General features: G+C 46.0%; 14 protein-coding genes and 3 tRNA genes. 5 read left to right on the forward strand and 12 right to left on the reverse strand.

The window, feature by feature from the left end; all coding sequences use genetic code 11:
- The first annotated feature begins 200 nt into the window (after positions 1 to 200).
- Both T538_RS0110295 and T538_RS0110300 read left to right on the forward strand, forming a co-directional pair.
- Positions 201 to 1,862 (forward strand): AMP-binding protein, encoded by a 1,662-nt coding sequence (locus T538_RS0110295; RefSeq protein WP_031533699.1) that lies wholly within the window; start codon positions 201 to 203, stop codon positions 1,860 to 1,862.
- A 225-nt stretch (positions 1,863 to 2,087) separates the two neighbouring features.
- Positions 2,088 to 3,005 (forward strand): hypothetical protein, encoded by a 918-nt coding sequence (locus T538_RS0110300; protein WP_031533700.1) that lies wholly within the window; start codon positions 2,088 to 2,090, stop codon positions 3,003 to 3,005.
- A 439-nt stretch (positions 3,006 to 3,444) separates the two neighbouring features.
- Here T538_RS0110300 and T538_RS0110305 read toward each other — a convergent pair whose 3' ends face one another.
- Positions 3,445 to 5,727 carry an NADP-dependent malic enzyme gene (locus T538_RS0110305; protein WP_031533701.1) on the reverse strand — a complete coding sequence of 761 codons (2,283 nt, stop codon included), beginning with the start codon at positions 5,725 to 5,727 and terminating at the stop codon, positions 3,445 to 3,447.
- Between the two features lie 137 nt (positions 5,728 to 5,864).
- On the opposite strand from T538_RS0110305, the gene T538_RS0110310 reads away from it, so the two are divergent.
- The gene (locus T538_RS0110310; RefSeq protein ID WP_155993112.1) at positions 5,865 to 6,314 is read left to right on the forward strand and encodes a hypothetical protein; all 450 of its coding nucleotides are present in this window, start codon (positions 5,865 to 5,867) and stop codon (positions 6,312 to 6,314) included.
- Here the strand turns inward: T538_RS0110310 and T538_RS0110315 are convergent.
- From T538_RS0110315 to T538_RS0110355, 9 genes are all read right to left on the reverse strand, one after another.
- Positions 6,268 to 6,840, reverse strand: a complete 573-nt coding sequence (locus T538_RS0110315; protein ID WP_031533703.1) for a methylated-DNA--[protein]-cysteine S-methyltransferase — start codon at positions 6,838 to 6,840, stop codon at positions 6,268 to 6,270. The two genes, T538_RS0110310 and T538_RS0110315, sit on opposite strands and share 47 nt — an antisense overlap.
- Entirely contained in the window at positions 6,840 to 7,517 is a 678-nt protein-coding gene (locus T538_RS0110320; RefSeq protein ID WP_155993114.1) for a methyltransferase domain-containing protein, read from the reverse strand. Before T538_RS0110320 ends, T538_RS0110315 begins: the two co-directional genes overlap by 1 nt.
- A gap of 73 nt (positions 7,518 to 7,590) precedes the next feature.
- Positions 7,591 to 7,662 (reverse strand) — tRNA-Glu (locus T538_RS0110325).
- Positions 7,663 to 7,687: 25 nt separating this feature from the next.
- A tRNA-Glu gene (locus T538_RS0110330) sits at positions 7,688 to 7,759 on the reverse strand.
- 9 nt (positions 7,760 to 7,768) lie between these two features.
- Positions 7,769 to 7,858: transfer RNA gene (locus tag T538_RS0110335), tRNA-Ser, on the reverse strand.
- A gap of 103 nt (positions 7,859 to 7,961) precedes the next feature.
- The gene (locus T538_RS0110340) at positions 7,962 to 9,827 is read right to left on the reverse strand and encodes a glycoside hydrolase family 13 protein (RefSeq protein WP_031533705.1); all 1,866 of its coding nucleotides are present in this window, start codon (positions 9,825 to 9,827) and stop codon (positions 7,962 to 7,964) included.
- Positions 9,828 to 9,852: 25 nt separating this feature from the next.
- A complete protein-coding gene (locus T538_RS0110345) occupies positions 9,853 to 11,973 on the reverse strand; it encodes a glycoside hydrolase family 97 protein (RefSeq protein WP_051656022.1) in 2,121 nt (706 codons plus the stop codon).
- Between the two features lie 13 nt (positions 11,974 to 11,986).
- Positions 11,987 to 13,975, reverse strand: a complete 1,989-nt coding sequence (gene pulA / locus T538_RS0110350; RefSeq protein ID WP_031533707.1) for a type I pullulanase — start codon at positions 13,973 to 13,975, stop codon at positions 11,987 to 11,989.
- Positions 13,976 to 13,986: 11 nt separating this feature from the next.
- Complete coding sequence (locus T538_RS0110355; protein WP_031533708.1) at positions 13,987 to 16,671, reverse strand: 4-alpha-glucanotransferase; 2,685 nt, start codon at positions 16,669 to 16,671, stop codon at positions 13,987 to 13,989.
- 296 nt (positions 16,672 to 16,967) lie between these two features.
- Here T538_RS0110355 and T538_RS0110360 point away from each other — a divergent pair, with 296 nt between their 5' ends.
- The gene (locus tag T538_RS0110360) at positions 16,968 to 17,738 is read left to right on the forward strand and encodes a hypothetical protein (protein WP_031533709.1); all 771 of its coding nucleotides are present in this window, start codon (positions 16,968 to 16,970) and stop codon (positions 17,736 to 17,738) included.
- A gap of 37 nt (positions 17,739 to 17,775) precedes the next feature.
- Positions 17,776 to 18,810: an endolytic transglycosylase MltG gene (gene mltG / locus T538_RS0110365; RefSeq protein WP_031533710.1), complete on the forward strand. Its 1,035-nt coding sequence runs from the start codon at positions 17,776 to 17,778 to the stop codon at positions 18,808 to 18,810.
- Between the two features lie 415 nt (positions 18,811 to 19,225).
- Here mltG and T538_RS0110370 read toward each other — a convergent pair whose 3' ends face one another.
- Positions 19,226 to 20,125 carry a hypothetical protein gene (locus tag T538_RS0110370; protein ID WP_031533712.1) on the reverse strand — a complete coding sequence of 300 codons (900 nt, stop codon included), beginning with the start codon at positions 20,123 to 20,125 and terminating at the stop codon, positions 19,226 to 19,228.
- A gap of 611 nt (positions 20,126 to 20,736) precedes the next feature.
- Positions 20,737 to 21,224, reverse strand: a 488-nt coding sequence (locus T538_RS18655; RefSeq protein ID WP_031541165.1) for a hypothetical protein, incomplete at its 5' end; no start/stop codon positions are given.

The following is a 21,224-nucleotide window of genomic DNA, read 5'->3' on the forward strand; positions in this document are numbered from 1 at the left end:
GTGCAAATATACATAGTTTTTGAATATCGCCAAAACAAACAGTAATAAATGGCTGAGATTTGACCGTTTCTAATAAATACGCAGTTTTTTTTGAAAAAGTTACGTTTGAAACTATCTTGATTTGAAAAATATATTATATTTGCAACGTTTTTAGAAAAAATCAAATAATTTGAAGAAAACAAACGTAAAGTAAAAACAAAATGATTGAAAAATTCGTTTCTAAGGTAAACTTCGACTCGTACGAAGATTTTCTTCAGAACTACAAAGTAAACGTCCCAGCAGACTTCAACTTCGGATACGACGTCATAGACGCATACGCCGAGGAGCAGCCCGACAAAGAGGCTATTCTCTGGGTTAACGACAAAGGCGAAGAGAAACATGTAACATACCGAGCATACAAAAACATAACCGATAAATGTGCTTCTTTTCTTCAGGAGATAGGTATTGAGAAAGGCGACCGCGTAATGCTTATCCTTAAGCGACGCATAGAATGGTGGTACACAATGGTTGCCCTGCACAAAATCGGAGCGGTGGCAATCCCTGCCACTCACATGCTCACCGAGAAGGATATCATCTACCGCTGCCACATGGCGGGCATAAAGTGCATAATTGCATGCGGCGACTCGCAGATTCTAAACAATATTCAGAAGGCTAAGAGATTCAGCCCTACGCTGAGATGCTGCGTCTCAATAGGTCCGGATGTTCCAAACGGATGGTACAACTATTGGAGAGGTCTCGATGAGGCTGAACCGTTCGAAAAGCCTAAGCGCAACAAGATAACAGACAACTTCCTGCTCTACTTCACCAGCGGAACAACAGGAGAGCCTAAGATGGTAATGCACGACTATTCATACCCTCTTGCACACATCATCACAGCCAAATACTGGCACAACCTTCACGACGGCTCGCTGCACCTCACACTTGCCGACACAGGCTGGGGAAAAGCCGTTTGGGGCAAGTTCTACGGACAGATGATTGTCGGAGCAAAGGTTTTCGTATACGACTACGAAGGTCACTTCAAGCCAGAGACGCTGCTCAAGATAATGCAGGACTACAAGATTACTTCGTTCTGCGCACCTCCAACAATCTACCGCTTCCTTATCCGTGAGGACATCAGCAAATACAACCTGTCATCGCTCGAGTACTGCACAACCGCAGGCGAGGCTCTCAACCCAAGCGTTTTCAACGAGTGGAAAGAGAAGACAGGCATCACAATATACGAGTCGTACGGACAGACCGAGACAACTCTCGTTGTAGGAACATACCCTTGGGTTAAGCCGAAACCGGGCGCAATGGGAGTAAGAAACCCACAGTTCGACATCGACGTTGTTGATGAAAACGGCAAGCGCGTAAAGCCTATGGAACACGGCGAACTCATCATCCGCCTTGACAAGGGCAAGCCGCTCGGACTATTCAAGAGTTATTATCGCAACGACGAGATGACCGAGAAGCGCACGCAGAACAACATGTACTACACCAACGATATTGTATATTACGATGAAGACGGATATCTGTGGTACGTTTCGCGTTCCGACGATGTTATCAAGACTTCTGGCTACCGCGTAGGTCCGTTCGAAGTCGAGTCGGCTCTTATGACTCACGATGCTGTTGTAGAATGTGCCATCACGGCAGTTCCCGACGATATTCGCGGAAACATCATCAAGGCAACAATCGTTCTTTCTGATGAGTACAAGAGCAAGGCCGGCGACGCACTCGTAAAAGAACTTCAGGAGCACGTCAAGAAAGAAACCGCTCCTTACAAATATCCTCGAATAATTGAGTTTGTTGATGAACTTCCAAAGACCATCAGCGGAAAGATTAGAAGAGTAGAAATCAGAGACAAGGATAAGTCTAAGAAGTAAAAATAGCCCGAAAAGGTGATGCATAACATATTATTTTGCATCACCTTTTTTTATTTTTCGAAAAAAGACGAAACTTACTTGCATTTTTAAAATATTGAACATATATTTGCCAAACAAAAATACAATATCTTTAGAGATAAAAGAGACAAGATTTGAAAGTTAAAAAAGGATAAAATATTTTCCAATTTTTTATTGATTTATTAATTCATTAAAACATTTAGTAACATGATTAGATCTCTACTTTTCGCATCAGCATTTATTGCTGGAACTTTGACAGTATCTGCCCAGACAGAGAAGTTTATTGCCGTTATCAACGCTGGCACTCCAGAAGAGGCAATAAACGCAAGCCTTCTGGCAACAACAGAATCCGACAACAATATGATTAGCGAATTCAGTACAGCCAATCTTACAGGAAAAATGGTTGCAGGAAAGACCATCAAGACTATCACTCAGGATGCAACTGTTACAGAATGGAACGACGTCAACACAACCATCGTTGCCAGAGCAAACGTCAACTTCTATTTTGTCAACTCCACAGGAAACCCTTATGTTTCTTATGGTGCAGAAGAAGTTGTCAGCAGTTCAAACGAAGTCAGTTATAGACCAACTTACGTTCTCTATTCACCAGAGAACAAGGAACTTCCAAAGTCGGGGTTATACTACACCCTCACCCCTAAGAAAAACGGTACACTGAAGATTGGTGTTTGGGTAAACAAAGGAAACAGAGAGACTTTCCTCGTAAAAGAAAGTACGAAAGAGCCTATCGACTATACTGCTGAAGGCTATGTAAACGGGCAGAATAACGAAGACGGAACAATGAAATTCTTAAGCAACGATGATTTGCTCACATTACATGCCAACAGCGCGTCTGCAGCCAAGTATACTATCGGTCAAGGCAATCAGCCATTCTGGGGCTGGATCACAGCAACAGTAGAAGCTAACGAGACATACTACTTGTTTGTCAGCAGCGCACAGATTGGTTTCCAAGGCTACGAGTTCACTCCAGAGGGCACAACAGGCGTTGCCAAGACAAGCGCAGTTTCAGAAGACGAGGCTATTTACACTATCAATGGCATCCAGACCAGCAATTTGGAAAGTGGTAAAATATACATTAAGGGGGGCAAGAAATTCATTGCTAAGTAAAATCTGAAATTTTACAATATCAAGAAAAGGCAGTACGATTTTCCGTGCTGCCTTTTTTCACATAGAAACCTTACGTTTCAGTTTATTACTGTCCGCTAAACCTGTTTTATCCCCCATATTTACTGCTTTTGTCGCTTGACAAGCCCCCAATTTAAGAGATGACAACGGCTGTCCGCTTAAATTTTTCCCCTCACATGACATAAACCTAACCTTGGAGCGCCATATTTGCTATTTTCAGACAACTTCTGTCACTTTACATCATCCAAATGGATACTTATACGTCCGTTATATCGGCTGTCCGAGAAAAAAGGCGGCCATGTAATCACCAAAGAATTTTAGCGGACACCAATAATTGCAAAATTCAAAATCTGCAAACAAACAACAAAAAAAGCCAGCCCCCTTAAAGGAACTGGCTCGATCAGAAATACTATAAACTTATTTACTTTTTCTTTTTCTGAACAATAGCATCGATGGCTGCGATGGCTGTGATTGTAACAACCTCGCGAACGCTGCTCTCGAAGTCTGTGAAGTGGATAGGCTTGTTCAATCCCATCTGGATAGGGCCAATCACCTCAACATCATTCGTCATGCCCTGAATAAGTTTGTATGCAGTGTTTGCACTACTCAAGTTAGGGAATACGAGCGTATTTACATCCTGACCCTTCAGACGAGAGAACGGATACTTGCGGTCGCGCATTTCCTTGTCGAGCGCGAAGTTAAGCTGCATCTCACCGTCGATAAGTCTGTTGGCATCCTCTTCCTGAAGAATTCTGACAGCCTCGTGAACCTTGGCAGGACTACCAACTTGGTCTGCACCAAAGTTTGAGTACGAAATCATGGCTGTTACAGGCTTCTGGTTGAAGAACTTAACAGTCTCCTCGGCAAGACGAGCAACATCAACCAAAGTTTCTGTGCCCGGATGACGGTTAATAAGCGTATCGGCAATGAAGTATGTACCCTTCTTTGAATTAAGGATGTGCATTGCGCCAAAGTGGTCGTAACCCGGCTTGATGCCTACAACCTCTTTCGCTACCTTTATTGTATTGCTGTACTTTGTATAAACACCAGTGATGAAAGCATCCGCCTCACCAGTCTCAACCATCATCATACCAAAGTAGTTGCGCTCAAACATCTTGTCGTTAGCCTCCTCGTAAGTGTAACCCTCGCGCGCTCTCTTCTCAGCCAAAATCTTAGCATAGCGCTCGCGACGTGGAGCCTCACAGTCCTGACGAAGACTGATGATTTCGATGCCATCGAGATTGAGTTCAAGTTCGCTTGCAATCTCGCGAATCTTCTTCTCGTTTCCAAGAAGGATTGGCTTACAGATGCCCTCGCTCTTAGCCTGAACGGCAGCCTTAAGCATTGTCGGGTGGATACCCTCGGCAAATACAACACGCTGTGGATTGCGACGAGCAGTCTCGTAAAGTTGCTGAGTAAGTTTACTCTCCTGACCCATAATCTGCTTCAGGTGTGCAGCGTATGCGTCCCAGTCGGTAATCTGCTTGCGGGCAACACCGCTCTCCATAGCAGCCTTGGCTACAGCCATTGACACCTCTGTAATCAGACGTGGATCGACTGGCTTCGGAATGAAATAGTCGCGACCGAATGTGAAGTTATTAACGTGATAAACCTCGTTCACTACATCAGGAACAGGCTGCTTAGCCAAATCGGCAATAGCGCGAACGGCTGCCAGCTTCATCTCCTCGTTGATGGCCGTACTTGCAGTATCGAGCGCACCGCGGAAGATGTAAGGGAATCCGATTACGTTGTTAATCTGGTTTGGATAGTCGCTTCGACCTGTTGACATCAACACGTCTGGACGAGCATCCATTGCATCCTCGTATGTGATTTCAGGAACAGGGTTTGCAAGAGCGAATACGATTGGGTCTTTAGCCATTGAGCGAACCATATCCTTGCTCAACACACCGCCCTTTGACAAGCCAAGGAATACGTCTGCACCCTTAACAGCCTCTTCGAGAGTGTGGACATCTGTACGAGTTGTTGCAAACTCCTTCTTCTGCTCGTTCAATCCCGGACGGTCGGCTGTAATTACACCCTTAGAGTCGAGCATCAAGATATTCTCTTTGCGTGCTCCAAGTGCAACGTACAACTTTGTACAGCTGATGGCAGCAGCACCTGCACCGTTTACAACAATCTTCACCTCTTCAATCTTCTTGCCGTTTACGCAAAGAGCGTTAAGCAAACCAGCAGATGAGATGATTGCAGTACCGTGCTGGTCGTCGTGCATTACCGGAATATCAAGCTCTTCCTTCAAACGCTTCTCAATCTCGAAGCACTCAGGAGCCTTGATATCCTCAAGGTTGATACCTCCGAATGTTGGAGCGATAGCCTTTACTGCCTCGATGAACTTGTCTGGGTCTTTCTCGTTCACCTCGATATCGAACACGTCGATGCCTCCGTAAATCTTGAACAACAAACCCTTACCTTCCATAACAGGCTTTCCGCTCACCGCGCCTATGTCGCCCAAGCCCAGAACTGCCGTACCGTTACTGATAACGGCAACCAAGTTACCCTTGCTTGTATATTTGTACGCATCGTCAGGATTCTTCTGAATTTCGAGACATGGCTCTGCCACGCCCGGAGAGTACGCAAGACTCAAATCAGTCTGAGTGCTATAAGGCTTGGTTGGTACAACCTCTATCTTGCCCGGCTTGCCTTGTGCATGGTAAGCCAATGCTGCTTCTTTTGTTATTTTAACCATGGAATTAGTAATTTTTAAAAATTTCGGACAAATTTACAATCTATAATCGAAACAAACAAGAATATTTAGTTTTTTTATGTATCTTCGCAAAAATTATTACACTTTATCATAAATATGTGTTTTTTATGAACGAAAAGATGTTCTTATACATACCTGTGCGACTAATAAAGAAGGGCTGCATAACTTTCGGTCTGATAGTTTTCTTCAGTCTTTTGTTTAAAGGCTTTAACTTTTTTGAGAAGAAAAATCACTTTAAGATAGTAAAGAGCGAATGGATTGAAAAAGAAAAGAACAGCATTTTCCCTGCTGGCGAAAACGAAAAGCCGCTTGCCAACATAAGAAAGCAAATTCTCGAAGGAGACACGACAAACGTAAAAGACGAACTGAAGCCGTTTACACAAAAGGGCAGTCCGTGCTGCGACAAGGCTCAATGGCTTGAGGTTCTTAACTTGCTGAATGCCGAGGACGAAAAGCCGATGATGCAGAAACTGCAAAATCTGGCTGTAAAGGACGGCCCAAATGCCGAGAACGCCCAACAAATCATAAATGAGTTTGTAAAGCCTGAGATTCTGGATAAGAAAGACTGATTTCATTCTTCGGAACTGCGAATTTGCCCAAATCAAGTCCTTCGAGTTTAAGCAATGCTATTTTGTTCTTCATTCCGCCGCCGTAGCCTGTCAGATTTCCGTTTGAACCGACAACGCGATGGCACGGAACGATGATGCAAACAGGATTCCACCCTACTGCTCCGCCAACAGCCTGAGCCGACATCTTTGCCACTCCATGCCGCCTGGCAATCTTGGCTGCAATCTCGCCATAAGTCATGGTCTGCCCGAAAGGTATCTCCGTCATTATTTCCGAAACTTCCTTACGGAACGGGGTGAAGTTTTCTATCCGATAACGTGGCGTGAAATCGGGCTTTCTTCCGCCAAAATAAATATCGAGCCAGCGCAACGTTTCGCAGAAAATCGGCAAATCGCGTTCTTCACATCCTTGCAGAACGACATTCTTCGAGCCTTCGAACAACAAAGCCGTAAGCACCTCGCCGTCGGATTTCAGAATAATATCGTCGAAAGCCTCTGGCGTTTTATATCGGCAGAAATAATTCGGCATCACACAAAATTGACGATATAATGCTGCTTGTTCAGTTTATGGTCGAAATACACGATTCCTGCATCATAGAGGTCGAACGTAATGCAAACGCGCTCGTCATCTTGAAGACGATGCCATTTCTCGGTCACGCTTTTGTCCGAATAGATACCTTCGATAACCATTACCGTGCGCTCCGACGCACATGATACCACGGCATCGACCATCTCCCAAGCCGACGGCACAGAGGCGATGCGGACAAAACCGACACTTCCCCACTCATTCAGCAAACCTTTTGCCAGCGAAAGCATATCGCCTGTCCTATAATCAACCGAGTATGATTTCAGGACATGAGCGGCAGTCTCGTTGCTCTTGGCATCGACCGAGACCATCTCGGACTTCTTCTTTGCGCTCTTCATGTAACAAGCCGTAATGCCTGCGCCCGTTCCGTAGTCGATGATGGTTGAAGGCTGCGAGTCGTTAACCAAACGGAAAAGGAACTTATCCATCTTTACAGAATTACACTTAACACCCTTCGGAGTGAGTTTGCGCAGTTTTTTCAATCCGTCGAAGGCATAATACGGCGTTTTCTGGTTTATAACCTGAGTTATGAGTTGAAAGGCAAACGGCGAATGAACCCCGTAGCCCTTGCGCTTGCGAAAACGCTTAATCCAAATCCACAAAGAAGTAACGACCGACATATTCATTTGTATTGATGCAGATTAAACAAAAAAAGCCAACTCGCAGTTATATGCAAATTGGCCTTATCTCTTGTAGCGCCTACGGGAATCGAACCCGTATACCATGCGTGAGAGGCATGTATCCTAACCATTAGATGAAAGCGCCATTGGTTAGATTTTAAAAAGAATTGTAGCGCCTACGGGAATCGAACCCGTATACCATGCGTGAGAGGCATGTATCCTAACCATTAGATGAAAGCGCCGTACATAAGTGGCGGAAGGTGGGGGATTCGAACCCCCGGTACGGTAACCCGCACGTCAGTTTAGCAAACTGGTGGTTTCAGCCACTCACCCAACCTTCCTGAGCTTTATGTCTGTTGGCATTATTTTCAAATGCGGTGCAAAGATATGCATTTTTTTTGAATCTACCAAATTTTTCAGCTCTTATTTTACATTTTTCTTCATTTAAAGCTCAAGAACCAAGTTCTGTCTTGCTTTTAAAGTTATGTCGCCAGCAAGCGAAACGGACTTTCCGGTGATGACATCGTTGGCACTCTCCTTGCCGCCCAGTACTTCCTTATATCGGCTTGCAGGAATGGTCACTTCAGATGATGTTCCGTTGAGCATAACGACAACCTTTTTGCCGTTGTACGAGCGTGAATAGACGTAAACGCCCTTGAACGGGATGAAGTGTTTCATGTCGCCTTTCGCGATTATCTCGTTGCCAGCACGCCAATGAAGGAGTTTCTTCAGATAGTCGTACATATCGTTCTGTTCCTTGGTTCTGCCGCTGGCATCGAAACAGTTTGCCTTATCGCCCTGCCATCCGCCGGGGAAATCTTTGCGCACATATCCGTCGGATTTCTCCTTTGTGCCGTTCATCAGCACTTCCGAACCGTAATAAAGTTGAGGGATGCGGTGCGTTGTGAGCAGAAGTGTATAAGCCTGCTTCAGAAGTGCAACGTTCTGTCCGTTCTTCAGGAATCTGTCGGTATCGTGATTCTCAATAAATGCCATTATGCACGACGGATTAGGATAGAGATAATCGTAAACGAAATTGTTGTAGATTTTGTTCAGTCCGCCAGCCTGACCGACAGTCTCCTCGGCCATCGCCCTGTCGAGTTTGTCGTAGAAACTGAAATCCATAACGGTTTTCAGGTTGCTGTTCTTTGTGGCGAGTTTCGAATCTTTCTGCCAAGTGGCGGTATAAGGCGGCTCGACAACCCATGTTTCGCCAACCACATTATAGTTCGGATATTCGTCGTTCAACTCCTTCATCCATTTAGCCATGCCATCGGCATAGGCATACGGATAGGTATCCATTCTGATGCCGTCGATGCCTACGGTCTCAATCCACCAGAAACTGTTTTGGATAAGGTATCGCAAGACGTGCGGATTATTCTGGTTTAGGTCGGGCATCGACTTTACGAACCAACCCTCAACAGCCTCGCGCTTGTCAACATCCGAAGCATAAGGGTCGACAACCGGAGTAAGCGTGTACGATGTTTGCAGATAATTATTCTGATAGTCGGGATGATTGAACCAGTCGGGCGAAGGCATGTCCTTGAGCCAGACGTGGTTGCTTCCGCAATGGTTGAAAATCATGTCCATAACGATTTTCAGACCTTTGGCATGAGCCTCATCAATCAACTTTTTGTATAGTTCGTTGCTGCCGAAGCGGGCATCTACATTATAATAGTCGGTTGTGGCGTAGCCGTGATAACTGCTGTACTTACCATTCTCGGCAACCATGTCATTCTCGAGCACGGGTGTAAACCAGAGAGCCGTAATGCCAAGGTCGGTAAAGTAGTCGAGATGCTGGCGGATTCCTTCAAGGTCGCCACCATGACGCAGGCTTGGTTCGTTGCGGTCGCACACCTTGTCAACCATCGTCTTTACAACATCGTTCGATGGGTCGCCGTTGGCAAAGCGGTCAGGCATGAGCAGGTAAAGCACATCCGATGCATCAAAGCCCTTTCTGTCGGCTCCTGCCATAACTCTGTTTTTCAGTTCGTACTGCCATACTTTTTTCTTCTTGCCCTTCAGGAATGTTATGGGCATCTTGCCAGCCTTGGCATCCGAAGATATATTGAGGTACAGAATGACGTAGTTTTTGCTGCCCGGTTTCACAACTTCTTTCAAAGTCACGCCGGGATAGTCGATGCTGAATTGGTCGTACGAAGCCACATCTTCACCATATACCATAAGTTGAAGTTCGGGATTCTTCATGCCGACGAACCAGTTAAGCGGTTCGATTTTTGATACGCCTATAGCATTCGCACCCATAGTCGTGAAGAGCGACAAGCCGGCTATCAGTAATGTTTTCTTTATCATGGTTCAGATTGAATTTTTCAGATTAGTTTGCTTTTATTGAGATTGCGAATCCGCCGCCGCGAGCAGCCTTGAGCTTAAGAACGCTCTTTGACGTAACGACCTGCTTTTTGATTGTGTATGCCTGCGGATTGTTCTGATAATCGGCATTCTTGGCATCGGCATAGATTGTAGCGGTGTACTTCTTGCCCGGTGTTAGGAAGTCGAGTTTCAGTACAGACTGATGTCCGTTTTCGTCGCTTGTGTTGCCCACGAACCAGTCTTCGCTGCCCTTAGCCTTGCGAGCGATGGTGATATAGTCGCCCGGCTCTGCCTCAAGATAAACGCTCTTGTCCCAGTCGATAGCCACATCTTTTATAAACTGGAAGGCATCCATAAACTGCTCGTAATGCTCAGGCATGTCTGCCGCCATCTGAAGCGGACTGTACATTGTTACATAAAGTCCAAGCTGACGTGCGAGTGTGCTGTTCACCTTGCTCGAATTATCGGCAAACTTAGAAATATTCATCTCGAAGATTCCCGGAGTGTAGTCCATCGGACCGCCCTGCAAACGGGTGAACGGAAGGATTGTGGTATGGTCGGGAGTATTTCCGCCGAAAGCCTCGTACTCTGTTCCGCGCGCACTCTCGTTGCCCACCAAGTTTGGATAAGTTCGGCACAATCCGGTTGGGCGGACAGCCTCGTGTGCATTGACCATTATCTTATAGTCGGCAGCCTTCTTGATGGCATAGAGATAGTGGTTTACCATCCACTGGCCGTAATGATACTCGCCTCGCGGAAGAATAGGACCTACATATCCGCTCTTTACTGCATCGTAGCCGTATTTCTTCATAAGCTGATAAGCCTGGTCCATGTGACGTTCGTAGTTTCGTGCCGAGCCTGATGTCTCGTGATGCATCATCAGCTTGACGCCCTTCGAGTGGGCATAGTCGTTAAGAGCCTTGATGTCGAAATCGGGATATGGTGTCAGGAAATCGAAGACATACTCCTTGGTCTTGCCAAACCAGTCTTCCCAACCCTTGTTCCAGCCTTCTACCAGCACCTCGCTGAAGCCATGCTTCGATGCAAAGTCGATGTATCGGCGAACGCTGTCGTTGTTTGCCAGATGCTTGCCGTTAGGCTCGCACTTGTCGTATCTGGTTTCGTCAATCTTCACGTTCGGAAGGTCGGTATAAGCCCATGTGTTCTTTCCTGTAATCATAGCCCACCACACGCCTACATATTTTGTAGGATGAATCCACGAAACATCATCGAGGGCGCAAGGCTCGTTCAGGTTAAGAATGAGGCGCGATGCCAGAGCCTTTGTTGCGCTGTCGGTAATCATAATGGTGCGCCAAGGTGTATGGAACGGAGCCTGAATGTAACCCTTCATGCCTGTTGCATCGGGTGTAAGCCACGATGTGAACGTAAGGTTCTTGTCGTCGAGGTTGAGGTGCATACAAGGATAATCGACCAATGCAGCCTCGTGGATATTGACGTACAAGCCGTCTGGCGTCTTCATCTGGAGCGATGTCTGAACGCCGGTATTGCTGAATGTCGTAGAAGACGAGTTTCCTTCGTGAGCCTTCAGAACCGAAGGCATCTTGCCGGCAATCTCGCTAAGCTTGCACGTTGTATAGCTGTATTCCTGCGTATCGTAGTCGCCGGGAATCCACCACGCCATGTTGTCGCCAGCCATGGCAAACTCGCTCTTCTCTTCTTTTATGAAATAATAGTTAGTTGCCCCCTGCTGAGGAAACTCGTATCTGAAGCCTATTCCGTCGTTAAACACGCGGAAGCAGATGTTCATCAGTCTGCCGTCGTTGTGCTTCAACTCGAGCGTGAGCGAATTATAGTTGTTTCTGATTGAACTCTCCTCGCCCCACACCGGAGTCCAAGTCTCGTCGAATGTAGACGTAACTTCTTTCAGTTTCTCAAAATTATTCTGAAAATCGATTACTTTACGGTCTTGGAAATTCTCATAAAGTTCAAAACCGAGTTTGCTCTTTTTTACGACCTCTCTCTTGTCATAATTAACCTTATAGACAGGCGTGCCGTTCTGCAAATCGACCGAAACAACCAGACGGCCGTCGGGCGACTTTACATCTGTTGCACGCATAACTGCCGGGCACAGAGCAAGTGCCAGCAGAAAACTCTTGTAATTCATACTCTATTTATTCTTAAAATTTCAGTATCATAGCAGTCTGAGCAGGCACGCGGACTTTTCCGCCTAAACATGTTCCTATCTTGCCGCTCAGGTCTATTCTGTTCTCCATGGCAAGGATTGTGTATTCCTTGTTGTCGAGTTCGAGTTCGACGGTCTTCTTGTTGCTGTTCAATACAACGATGAGTTCTTCGGCTGAATCGCCGCCGGCATGACCGGAAATCTTGTAGGCAACAACATTCTTCTCGCCTACCGGAAGGAATGCAAGATGCTTGCGAACCTCATCGGCATTGCCAAGACGGAAGGCCGGATGCTCCTTGCGAAGCTGAATAAGTCCGCGAACATAGTCGAACGCTACCTTGTATTCTTTCTTCTGGTGCCATGGAATAGTGTTTATGCTGTCGGGACTTTCGAACGAATTGTGAACGCCCTTCTTGTTGCGCATCATCTCGTCGCCGGCAAAGATAAACGGAATGCCCTGACTTGTGAAAACCGCCGTCTGCGCCATGCAGAACAGAGAAATCTGTTCGTCGCGGCTTGCCTTCGGGGCAGTAGATTTTATGCGGTCGGCTATGCACATATCGTCGTGACAGCTTACATAGCTAATCATCTGCGTTGGCTGCAAAGCCCAAGGCACTTTTGAGTAGTTAACCTTCGAATAGTCAATCTGCGGATGCTCTATCGCGCCCACGATTCCGAACTTAACGCTCTCCTCGTTGCCCGGCTCGCCTACCAGAAATGCGCCTTCCGCATCGTTCTGCCAGCCGCCGCGCAGTCCGTCGCGCATCTCATCGCCAAAGACCGATATTCCGGGCATGAGATAGGCATTCGACTTCATGGCAAGCTTGGCATCGTCGTACAAAGGCGATGATGCAGCCCAGCCTTCGCCGCCCACATAAATAGTAGGGTCTATCTCGTCGAGTGCCTTACGCACCTCGTTCATCGTCTCGATGTCGTGAATACCCATCAGGTCGAAGCGGAATCCGTCGATATGATATTCCTCTGCCCAATGACGCACGCTCTCGATTATGAACTGGCGGTATGCAGGACGCTCGCTCGCCGTCTCGTTTCCGCAACCCGAGCCATTGGCCCATGTGCCGTCGGCATTCTTTCGGTAGAAATATCCGGGAGCCGTGAGTTCGAGCGGACTGTTCGTGGTATTGTATGTGTGATTGTAAACCACGTCGAGAATCACTCTTATGCCAGCCTTGTGACAGGCCATAACCATCTGCTTGAACTCGCGCACGCGGGCCGTAGGGTCGGCAGTCGTAGTGGCATACGAGCCTTCGGGAACATTGTAGTTCATAGGGTCGTAGCCCCAGTTGTACTGCGGAACGTCGGGCTTGCTCTCATCAACCGAGCCGTAGTCGTACGACGGCAGTATCTGAATGTGTGTAACGCCCAGTTCCTTCAGATGCGAGAGTCCTGACGCGAGGCTGTCGCTCGTAACGGTATTCTCCTCGGTAAGGGCGAGGAACTTGCCGCTGTTCTTCATTCCCGACTCCGTATCCATAGAGAAATCGCGATGATGAAGTTCGTAGACAATCATGTCGGCGAACGATTTCATAGGCGGACGCTTGTCGCTCTCCCACCCTTCGGGGTTCGTCTCGCTCATGTCTGCCACATAGCCGCGCTTGCCGTTTGTCCCGACCATCTTAACAAAGATGCCGGGCGAATGAAGGCGTTCTTCCTTGTCGCCTTGCTGCATCACTCTGAAGTCGTAGTAATAGCCGTGCCAGTTACCTTTCACGTCGGCCTGCCATGTGCCGTCGCTCATCTTGCGTAGTTTTACGATCTTGGGCTTGCATCCGGCCTCATCGTTCTTGTAGATGTAAACGCTCGCGCTCTTTGCCATTGGCGACCACACCGAAAAGTGGGTGGACTTTGGCGAATAGCACATCTCATTGTCGAGTTGCGCAGGCACAGGCCATTGCTGATAGTCTTGCGCCACAGACGAGAGAGAAAGTCCGGCAAGCATACTGAGGAACATTATTTTTGTTTTCATTATCAGAAAATCTAATATCTGCCACTATTGTCAACCATATTTCTCACGCGCTCGTTAAATGCCTTCTGCTTCATCAGTTCCTCAACGCTCAGGTGCATACGGTAACGCCAGTAATGCTTAGGGTTTGCAGGAACGTTGATACGCTCGCTTGCCACATCTTCCTTGCGCAGATTCTCGTCGATGCTGAGCCAGTCTTGGAACGACAGGATGCAGAGCATAGAAGGACTTGCCAGATGCTGGGCCACAACCTCGTTGCAAATCTCGCCTGTAGCCTTCTTCGGAGCATCGCCACCGCGCATCAGAGCCTCGTGATAGTAGTTGTTGGTACGGTTGTAATCTTCTTCCCACCAGCCGCGCAGGGTGCTCATGTCGTGAGTTGATATTGTGCAGACTGAGCGGTAAGGATACTCGCCAAGATGTCCGTAGTTGTAGTTCGGATTCTTTGGCATAGTCTGAATTTCGAGGCTGAGGATGCGGAGGTCGTTCATCGTCCAAGGCACACAGTCGGGCACCATTCCCAAATCCTCGCCGCATACCAGCATACGCGTTGCCTCTGTCAGCATCGGAAGTTTCTTCATCGCCTCGCCATACCAGAACTGATTGTGGCGGCGGTAGAAATAGTCGTTATACAATCGGTTGAAAGCATCTTTCTCGTGCCATACAAGCGTCTGATACACAAAGTCGAGTTGTGCCGAGATGCGTGGATGATACAAATCCTTATTCTTATGGTCGCGAACAAACAACACGTTGCTAATCAGCGCATAGAGTCCGTCTCTTATCCAGATGCTCTTATCGTCGGTCTTGCCCTCGAAGGCTTTTTCTACCTTTCGCTGTGTGTCGTACTCATCGCGCATACAATACAAATCGTCGTGACTCGGCTTGATGTACTTTGCCTTTACTTCATCAACGTTTTCGCCAAATATTTTGTCGAGAATCCAGTCGGTAATGAAAGGTTTTGTCATGTAATCCTCGCGCCACCATAGTCCGTAACTCTCAATCTCCGAAACGCTCATTGGCAGCGACGGAGAGAAATGTCCGAGCAGTCCGTGTACGGCATCGACCGGAATCTCCCAGATGCGGAAGAATCCGAGGATATGGTCAATACGATAGGCATCGAAATACTCCGCCATCTTGCGGAATCGGCGCATCCACCACTTGCATCCGTCGGCAAGCATGGCGTCCCAGTTGTAGGTTGGGAATCCCCAGTTCTGTCCGTTCACCGAGAAATCGTCTGGCGGAGCACCAGCCTGTCCGTTCATGTTGAAGTATCGCGGTTCGGCCCAAGCCTCAACGCTGTTTCGGTTTATGCCGATAGGAATATCGCCCTTTATAATCACGCCGTTCTTGCGAGCGTATGATGCCGCCTCGCTAAGTTGCAAATGAAGGTGATACTGAATGAAATAGTACTCGGCAATAGCCTTGTAGTTCTTGCCTCCAACGGCTGTGAGAGTCTCGACCTCTGCCTTGTTGAACGTGCTGTATTCAGGCCACTGGCTGAATACTGGCGTCCCGAACTTATCCCGAAGGAAACTGAAAGCGGCATAAGGCACAAGCCAGTCGGCATTGTCGTCGAAGAACTTCTTGAAGCCTTTAGTTCTCAGGGTCTTCGCGCCGTCTTGCAGATAGATGAGGTGCAGATATTCGCGCTTGACTTTGTTTACAGCCTCATAGTCAACCTGTTCAAGGTCGTTTAGTTTCTTCTGCTGAGCAACAAAATATGCCATCTTCTCCTTATCGTCGAGCACGCCTACCTTTACAAGATTGGCATACATTGGGTGAAACGCGTAGATGCTTATGCTGCTGTAAGGGTACGAATCAACCCATGTGTTCGTAATCGTCGTATCGTTTATCGGCAGAATCTGAAGCACTCTCTGATGCAGCGATGCCACCCAGTCTATCAGTTTCTTCAAGTCGCCGAAATCGCCCACTCCAAAACTGCTTTCGGTACGGATTGAGAATATCGGAACAACCATTCCGGCTCCGCGCCATGGCGACATCTGAAGATTGACCTCGCCGCCGTCAACAATACGGGTCTCTGTTCCGAACATCGCATATTCGTCTATGCTGTGGTTGAAGCCTTCTTCCCAGCATCCGAACGCGCCGTCGGTATATGCAGCAAACTTATATTCGAAAGGGAAACTGAGTTTGTCGGCATCAAGCACAACAGCCCACTCGTTTATGCCTGTGCAATGGAGCATCTGAGGTTTGTCGGTCTTCCACGCGCCCAGATGTTTCTGGTTGCTGAGGAGTCCGAGTTTCTGCCCTGCCCTGAGTTGAGGGGCTTTCACCTTTATTATAAGCGAATGTTTTGAATACTTAGGCTTTAACGTCTCTGCCTTGTGCGGCTGAATGCACTCGGTAAATGCCGAACTGTACAGATAAGATTGCCACGGTATGTCGCACCAGCGGTCGCTAAGTACATACACGCGCTTTGAATCATCGTCGAGAAGAAGGGTGCGTGTGTTTACCGCCCACTCTTTCCTTACCAACGCCGAATCCCGAAAAACTACATAATTATATTTAATGCTGCTGACATTGTCGCCAGCCTCATACTCCCGAACCCAATGCAATCCATCAACAGTATTGAGCCATGCTTCCTTATTACATACCGAGCCGTCGGCAAATGTAATCTGCATCTGAACTCCAATAATCTCGCCCCATTGGGTGAAATACTCTATATTGAACTGTACTTTCATGGTTTAGAAAATAATGTTTTTATTAATTCCTCTCCAAAAATACGAAATAAGCCAACTATCACAATAAAAATTATTTACATTTATGGCAGAGAGTTGCGGAAACGATTGCGGCGCAACTCTCACATCTGTCCCTACAATCTTTGTCCGAGGTGCTCGCGACACATTTTTCACAAAAAAAATCCTAAAAAGTAATCTGTCGTGACATTTTTTACTTATCTTTGCACCGGAATATTTTCTTAATGATAACTTTTTGATTTACAAATCAATTCAAAGTTTTAATAAAGAAATAGTTTAATATGAGGAAATACATCGTAGCGGTTTTGCTGCTCGCTCATCTCACCATTTCAAAGGCAAGCGAGAGAGAGGTACAGAACGACTCTATCCTGCGAGAGGGCAAGACGCTATACAAATACGAAAAGGCAACATGGCTGGTTTCGGACTTGGCGTACAAGTCGAGCATCAAGAATGAGATAAGACATTCGCTCACCTATGCCCAGAACGATACCATCGTTGTAATATATACCGACAAGGACAAGCAACTCATCTACGAGGGAATGGTGAACAAGGATGGCAAACTGATAAAATCGGGAATGCGATTCAAGCCGCTCACTCGCGAGGAGAGGCATCTGCTGGCGGTACGCAAGAATGCCATTGAGCAGATAAACAAGATGAACATCGTGAAAGCTCCCTCGGGCGGACAACTTAACATCGACATCATTCCGCACAACGGCGGCTATAAACTCTACGCTCTTTCGGGTACTCTTCAGGAGAACATCGTTCCGTTTGGCAACGACTACCTCTTTTATATCGACTACAACGGAAACGTGATGAGTTGGCAGAAATTCCACAACGAATACAATCCGCTCACGCTTAACCAAAAGTCGCAACTCTCAATCCCGGCAGCATCTTGCACCAACGACCCTTACATCACGGCAACGGACATCTGCACGTTCCAACTCTATGCCGACATGTATCCGCAACTGAAGTCGTTCGACGTGGAAACGACGCAGGGGCACAGTTTCCGGTTCGACCGCGAACAGAACAGAATAATGTATGTAAAGAAATAACTTCACAGCAAGGAAAACAAAGAATAAAACAATAAAGATGAACGCAAAAAGCAAAAAAATCTGTCTGTACACAGGCGGAACGACAGTCATTCTTATTGGCATAGTATACTTTCTGTTCTTCTTCGGAGCGTTCCGACCAAAGCAGACGGCAAAACTATGCATCGATGCCGATGACACAACCGACTCGGTATATACAAAACTCGACAAGCAGGCAAATCCCGTTTGTATGCTCGGCTTCAAGACGCTGTGCGTGATATTCAACTATCCCGGACACGTTCACACCGGATGCTACGAGATTCCAAACGGAACAAGCACAATAAGGGTATTCAAGAAACTGAGAAAGGGACAGCAGTCGCCCGTAAGCCTCACTATCCCAAGTGTACGCACGCTCGATAATCTGGCAACCACGCTCTCTAAGAATCTGATGCTCAGCAAAGAGGAGATTATGGCTGCCGTAAGCAACAACAGCTATTGCAACTCGCTCGGCTACGACACAACAACAATCGCGTGCCTGTTTATCCCAAACACATACGAGGTTTACTGGAACATCTCGCTCGACGACTTCATGAAACGAATGGTAAAGGAGAACAAGGCTTTCTGGACCGAAGAGAAGATTGCCAAGGCTGCCGAGGCTGGACTAACTACTAATCAGGCTTACACGCTGGCTTCTATCGTAGACGAGGAGACGGCAAACAATGCCGAGAAGCCGATGATTGCAGGCTTGTACCTTAACAGATTCCATCAGGAGATGCCGCTTCAGGCCGACCCTACAATTAAGTTCGCATGGCACGATTTCACGCTCACCCGAATATACGAGAAGCTGCTGAAGATTGACTCGCCATATAACACATACGTTAACAAGGGTCTGCCTCCGGGTCCGATACGTATTCCGAGCGTTGCCGGCATAAACGCGGTACTCAACCACGCAAAGCACAACTTCATCTATATGTGTGCAAAAGAGGACCTCTCGGGCACTCACAACTTTGCCGTAACGTACGAGGAGCATCTTGCCAACGCCAAGAAATATACCGACGCGCTTAACGCACGCGGCATTGGCGAGCACAAAAATTAGAATTCTTATACTGAATTTTTGACATAACAATGACATCGATAAAAGGCGTGGCACACAAGTCACGCCTTTTTCATTTCAAACCTTGCCAATGATTTTTGATTATTGCTGTCCAGTAAAACTCATGGTTTAGTCGAATATGCCGCCCGCTTGCCCCCTCACAAATGTCAACTGTCTCTATAAATTTAAAATCCCCACCGCTAAAACAAGTAATGCGAAGTCGAAGTGAAGCAAGAATTTCCTCACCGCTGAAAAAATCCGAAACGAGCATGTACCGTTTCTATGCGTAACCTCTTGTCGCTTTGCGACAATGCGAGTTGCAAACTCGCGTTTATTGATGCTGCCGAATTCGGAAATTCGGCAGAACCTAGAGAGTGGCAACAATATTACACATATGCAAATCCTTAACATATTAAAATTACGAATTTAAATCAGAATAAATATGGTCAACATTATAGCTAACCCCACTACAATCTGAAAAATAGCCATTAGAACTCAGCATTTTTATCTTTTCCCTTAATGGCTTTGTTTTGATTTTTAATATCCGATGCTCTGCTGACAACTTATAAAAGTTTATATATTCAACCAAAATATTAATAACTAACATAACATTATCGTCACAGAATTCGATATTCTGAAAAGTAGCATTAACGTCATCCGTACAAACAATGCCCTCTCTAACAATTTCAAACATATAATACACAAAGCCCTCTTTCCAATCAGATATATACATACCATAAATAGGTATATCCTCTTTATTTGAAGGTTTTGCATTCTTATAGGTATTTACAAACTCAATAAAAGCCTTGCCATCATGACATTCAAAAGCTTTTTTCAAGTCACATACATCAACCTTGGATAACAACAAATCTTCGTAAGCAAACGGAAGAACCTTTTTCCCTTCTAAACATTCGAGTTTATGATCAAGAATAACAACAAACGTCATATCTTCCAACACCTTCAAACGCTCATAGTTAGACATAAAAAGTTCTATTAATCTTACGTCAAAATTCCATTTTGGCATATCCTCATTTCCTTTTATTCCAGATATATTTATATATTGGTTCAATAAATCATATAACAAAAAGAATTCATGACTATCAACATCTTGCACTTTCAGAATTTTCACAAAATCACTTGTTACCTGCTCAAACATAACATCATATCCGTTCTCTCTTCCATATTCAAAAACCATAAGATAGTTTTGAACACGATTATGAAAGCCATAAAACGAATTATTTCTATATGCCCCAAGTCCATAGTAAAACTCTTTTGTTTTACCAGTGGTTATCGCTTGATGATATAAATTTACATACATTTTTTTATTTTATTTGTTTTACTTCTATAAAATTAGACAAAAAGTGGTCAACATTACGAAAATGTTTAATTTCCCTTGTTCTGCCGAATTTGCAATTTGGCTGAGAAAAAATCGGGAATTTGCAATTCCCACCGCTGAAAAACAAGTAATGCGAAGCCGAAGGGACGCAAGAATTTCCACCACAGACGCTGAAAGCGTCTCCGCTTAGTAACCGTAGGTTGGAACAACCTGCGGGATAAGTCACAATAAAGTGACAAGTACTCTGAAGGAGTGCCCCAAACTGCAAACAATTCTTCATATAATAGCAAAAATTGAGATTTTTTCACAAAATAAGAGATAAAATGCATTCTTCTGTGCATATTCAGCATTTTTAAGCGACAAATTCGGCAGAACTAAACAGGAGTCATCGACAACTGTTCAGAGGCTGGTTTTGGAACTCAACAAATACTTGTAGCAGAATACAGACTAACAAGTTATTTTTCAAAATCCGGAAAGATAACTCGCAAATTTGCAAAAATTTTACATATTTGGGAGTTTTCTTTCCGAATCTGGGAAGATAAGTCAAAATTGTGTTGCCATACAAAAATGAATTTTACTCCCCGTTCTGCAAACTACCATTTTATCTCACCCTTCATATCCTCAAAGTCTACGGCTTCGTCGGTTTGGAGATTTTCGGCAGAATAGTTCTCTACGGCTTCGGTATCCTCGGTATAGAAGAACATTTCGGCTTGGAGCATATCGGGTGTCCAGAGCGAGAAGATTTTGCCTTTTGCACCGCAGATTGGCAAGAACTCGTTGAAAGCCTTTAACAATGCATCTGTATCTATATAGTCGCTTCCGTCGGGAGTGAATTCGACTTTCTTTCTGCCTTTCTTCAGACTGATGCTGCCGCTCAACGTGTGCTCAACAATGGTGAACTTGCGGACATCGGCAAGCGAGAGAATATCGACAATAAGGTTGGAATAGTCTTCGAGGCTGTCGATGCACTCGGCATCGAGAACACAGGCGTGCTCGATGCGCGCCACCTGCTTTATTTCTTCGAACAACGGAATATCGCTATCTTCGTAGATTGGGGCTGGCTTCTTGTTGTTTACCTTCT

It is taken from the genome of Bacteroides sp. Ga6A2, from assembly GCF_000702225.1.
Classification (GTDB): Bacteria; Bacteroidota; Bacteroidia; order Bacteroidales; family Bacteroidaceae; genus Ga6A1.

Excerpts from the sequence above, each read along its gene's own strand:
- T538_RS0110295 (WP_031533699.1), top strand. The coding sequence starts at position 201 with ATGATTGAAAAATTCGTTTCTAAGGTAAACTTCGACTCGTACGAAGAT.
- T538_RS0110300 (WP_031533700.1), top strand. The coding sequence starts at position 2,088 with ATGATTAGATCTCTACTTTTCGCATCAGCATTTATTGCTGGAACTTTG.
- T538_RS0110305 (WP_031533701.1), bottom strand. The coding sequence starts at position 5,727 with ATGGTTAAAATAACAAAAGAAGCAGCATTGGCTTACCATGCACAAGGC.
- T538_RS0110310 (WP_155993112.1), top strand. The coding sequence starts at position 5,865 with ATGTTCTTATACATACCTGTGCGACTAATAAAGAAGGGCTGCATAACT.
- T538_RS0110315 (WP_031533703.1), bottom strand. The coding sequence starts at position 6,840 with ATGCCGAATTATTTCTGCCGATATAAAACGCCAGAGGCTTTCGACGAT.
- T538_RS0110320 (WP_155993114.1), bottom strand. The coding sequence starts at position 7,517 with ATGTCGGTCGTTACTTCTTTGTGGATTTGGATTAAGCGTTTTCGCAAG.
- T538_RS0110345 (WP_051656022.1), bottom strand. The coding sequence starts at position 11,973 with ATGAATTACAAGAGTTTTCTGCTGGCACTTGCTCTGTGCCCGGCAGTT.
- pulA (WP_031533707.1), bottom strand. The coding sequence starts at position 13,975 with ATGAAAACAAAAATAATGTTCCTCAGTATGCTTGCCGGACTTTCTCTC.
- T538_RS0110355 (WP_031533708.1), bottom strand. The coding sequence starts at position 16,671 with ATGAAAGTACAGTTCAATATAGAGTATTTCACCCAATGGGGCGAGATT.
- T538_RS0110360 (WP_031533709.1), top strand. The coding sequence starts at position 16,968 with ATGAGGAAATACATCGTAGCGGTTTTGCTGCTCGCTCATCTCACCATT.
- mltG (WP_031533710.1), top strand. The coding sequence starts at position 17,776 with ATGAACGCAAAAAGCAAAAAAATCTGTCTGTACACAGGCGGAACGACA.
- T538_RS0110370 (WP_031533712.1), bottom strand. The coding sequence starts at position 20,125 with ATGTATGTAAATTTATATCATCAAGCGATAACCACTGGTAAAACAAAA.